Here is a 3,100-nt window from a genome sequence, read left to right on the forward strand (position 1 = left end):
CCCGGCTGACAGTGGTCTGTGGGGGTTGGGTGCCGGGGGCACGGTGTTGGTGACCGGGGGTACCGGTGTGCTGGGTGCGGCTACCGCGCGGCATCTGGTGGCCCGGTACGGGGTGGAGCGGCTGTTGCTGGTCAGCCGCAGCGGTATGGACGCCGCGGGTGCCGCCGACTTGGTGGCCGACCTGGAGGCCGCGGGGGCGCGGGTGGAGGTGGCCGCGTGTGACGTGGCCGACCAGGACGCGCTCGCCGATCTCCTGGCCACCGTTCCGGCGCAGCATCCGTTGAGTGCGGTCTTCCACACCGCGGGGGTGCTGGAGGACGCGACGCTGGGCTCGCTGACCCCGGCGGGTTTGGCGCGGGTGTTGCGGCCGAAGGTGGACGCGGCCTGGAATCTGCATCACCTCACCCGGGGGGCGGGGTTGTCGGCGTTCGTGTTGTTCTCCTCGGTCGCCGGCACGCTGGGCACTCCGGGGCAGGCCAACTACGCGGCCGGCAACACCTTCCTGGACGCGTTGGCCCAGTACCGTCAAGCGCAGGGTCTTCCCGGTGTGTCGTTGGCGTGGGGGTTGTGGGAGGAGGCCAGTGGCATGACCGGCGCCCTGACCGGCACCGACCACGACCGTCTGACCCGGAGCGGCCTGGTACCCCTGACCACCGAAGAGGGCATGACCCTGCTCGATGCCGCGTTGGAGCGGCCTGCGGATGGGGCGCTGGTCACCGCGAGACTCAGTATGGCCGTGCTGCGAGCAGCCGATGCCGCACAGACCTCACCCCTCCTCCGCGGTCTGCTGCCCGCACCCAAACGACGCACCACCACAGGTCTCGCCGAAAACCGAGGCCCCTCGCTGGTGCAACAGCTGATCGACCAGCAACCGCCCGAGCGTCGGAAGACGCTGCTGGAGGCCGTCACCGGCCACGTCGCAGACGTGCTCGCACTCGATTCCCGCGGCCGTGTCGACGTGGAACGCGGCTTCCTCCAGATGGGGTTCGACTCACTCATGGCCGTGGAGCTGCGTAACCGGCTGGGCCGGGCGATCGATCAACGGCTCCCCTCCACCGTGGTGTTCGACCACCCCACGCCGAACGCGATGGCCGAATTCCTGCTGCGCAAGGTGGGGCTGGCCGAGTCGTCCGACCACCAACCCGTCTTCGACGAGATCGACAGGGCCGAGTCGTCCCTCTCCACCATCACCCCGGAAGCACGGGCGAACCTCGCTCGGCGTCTGGAGACCTTCCTCCAGAAGCTGAACGGGTCGGGCAGCGACACCGACACCGACGCTGCGGCCTCCCCCGCGATGACAGACATCAAGTCCGCCACCGACGACGAGGTCTTCGACTTCATCGACAACGAACTCGGGCTTTCCTGACTCCGCCGCCGAAGGATCTTCCCCTGATGAACACCGAGGACAGGCTCCGCGACTACCTGAAGCGCGTGACCACCGAACTGCAGGAAACTCGGCAGCGGCTCCAGCAAGCTCAGGATGCGACGACAGAACCGATCGCGGTCGTCTCCATGAGCTGCCGCTACCCCGGAGGGGTGCGCACGCCGGAGGATCTGTGGCACCTGGTCGAGGGAGGCAGGGACGCCATATCCGGGTTCCCCACCAACCGCGGTTGGAACACCGTCGACCTCTACGACCCCGACCCCGAACGAGCCGGCAAGAGCTACGTATGCGAAGGCGGCTTCCTCCACGATGCCGACGAGTTCGACGCGGAGTTCTTCGGTATCAGTCCGCGTGAGGCGTTGGCGATCGATCCGCAGCAGCGGCTGCTGCTGGAGACGGCCTGGGAGGTCATCGAACGTGCGGCTCTGACACCCGCGTCATTGCGCGGAAGCCGCACGGGCGTCTTCACCGGCGTCATGTACGGCGAGTACGGGGCGCGCATGATGCACCAGGTGCCCGAAGAGTTCGAGGCGTATCTGAGTACGGGCAGCGCCTACAGCGTGGCATCGGGCCGGCTGTCGTACTCGCTCGGTTTCGAGGGCCCCGCCATCAGTGTGGACACGGCGTGTTCCTCTTCGCTCACCGCAGTCCATCTGGCCGCGCAGGCGCTGCGCAACGGCGAGTGCGAGCTGGCTCTGGCGGGCGGCGTCACGGTGATGGCCACGCCGACCACCTTCGTCGAGTTCAGCCGTCAGCGCGGGCTCGCCCTTGATGCCCGCTGTAAACCCTTTGCCTCCGCGGCCGACGGCACAAGCATGGGCGAGGGTGCCGGACTGCTGTTGCTGGAACGGTTGTCGGAGGCGCAGCGCAACGGTCATCCGGTGTTGGCCGTCATCCGGGGCAGTGCGGTCAATCAGGACGGTACGAGCAGTCAGCTGACGGCTCCGAATGGTCCGTCGCAGGAGCGGGTGATTCGTGCGGCGCTGGCGAACGCGCGGCTGAGCGAGGCCGATGTCGATGTGGTGGAGGCGCACGGTACGGGCACCACGTTGGGTGATCCGATCGAGGCGCAGGCGCTGTTGGCGACGTATGGGCAGGGCCGGCCCGACGATCGGCCGTTGTGGTTGGGGTCGGTGAAGTCGAACATCGGTCATACGCAGGCCGCCGCGGGTGTGGCGGGTGTGATCAAGATGGTGGAGGCGATGCGGCACGGTGTGCTGCCGCGCACACTGCACGTGGACGAGCCCACCCCGCATGTGGACTGGTCGACGGGCGCGGTGCGACTGCTGACCGAGACGACCGCGTGGCCGGAGACCGGGCGTCCGCGGCGGGCTGCTGTCTCCTCGTTCGGGATCAGTGGGACGAATGCGCACCTGATTCTCGAAGCTTGGCCTGTCACGGACGTTGCAGCTGAGGATGCCTCCGCGTCTGCGGAGCCCGCAGGGCGGGTGGCGTTCACGCTGTCGGCGAAGTCGCAGGTGGCGTTGCGGGCCCAGGCGGCCCGGCTGGAGGAGCATCTGCGCACTCGTCCCGACCTGGGGGCGTGGGCTGTTGCGGGGGCGTTGGCCACCACGCGTACGGTCTTCGATCACCGTGCGGTCGTCACCGGGACGGGCCGTGACGAGCTGATCGAGGGCCTACGCGCCCTGGCCCAGGACGAGACGCGCCCGGGTGTGGTGTGTCCGGGGATGGCTGCCGACGCCTCCGGGCGGACGG

General features: G+C 68.8%; 2 protein-coding genes. Both read left to right on the forward strand.

The genetic code is table 11. From position 1 onward, the window contains the following. The coding region (locus DQ392_RS33865) for a type I polyketide synthase (RefSeq protein WP_114019535.1) at positions 1 to 1,366 on the forward strand (1,366 nt) is incomplete at its 5' end. A gap of 26 nt (positions 1,367 to 1,392) precedes the next feature. Next, positions 1,393 to 3,100 (forward strand): type I polyketide synthase (locus DQ392_RS33870; RefSeq protein WP_181856692.1); only part of this gene is annotated, 1,708 nt, incomplete at its 3' end.

Origin of the sequence: Streptomyces reniochalinae (assembly GCF_003323735.1) — a bacterium.
Taxonomy (GTDB): Bacteria; Actinomycetota; Actinomycetes; order Streptomycetales; family Streptomycetaceae; genus Streptomyces; species Streptomyces reniochalinae.